The organism is Gilvimarinus sp. 1_MG-2023 (genome assembly GCF_030548285.1).
Window position 1 is genome coordinate 1 of sequence record NZ_JAUOSC010000224.1, and the last position, 412, is coordinate 412.

Sequence of the window (412 nt, forward strand, 5' to 3'; positions counted from 1 at the left end):
GGGATCGGAAGTGATCCAGAATGCCCTGGTTCCTATGGTAGTAGAGCAGTCTGCTCGCGGTGAGCGCTCTTACGATATCTACTCCCGTTTGCTGAAGGAGCGGGTGATTTTTCTGGTAGGGCCTGTGGAAGATCACATGGCCAATCTGGTCGTGGCTCAACTGCTGTTTCTTGAGTCTGAAAATCCGGACAAAGATATTCACCTGTATATCAACTCACCGGGTGGTTCGGTTTCTGCTGGCATGTCGATTTATGACACCATGCAGTTTATCAAGCCGGACGTCAGCACCATGGTTATTGGCCAGGCCTGTAGCATGGGAGCCTTTCTGCTGGCTGCCGGGGCAGCAGGCAAGCGCTACAGTGTGCCGAACTCACGGGTAATGATTCACCAGCCAAGCGGTGGTGCCCAGGGT

Annotated in this window: 1 protein-coding gene; it reads left to right on the forward strand. The window is 53.9% G+C overall.

Annotated elements, in window-relative coordinates; all coding sequences use genetic code 11:
• Positions 1–412, forward strand: a 412-nt coding sequence (locus Q4563_RS16530; RefSeq protein ID WP_442903768.1) for an ATP-dependent Clp protease proteolytic subunit, incomplete at both ends; no start/stop codon positions are given.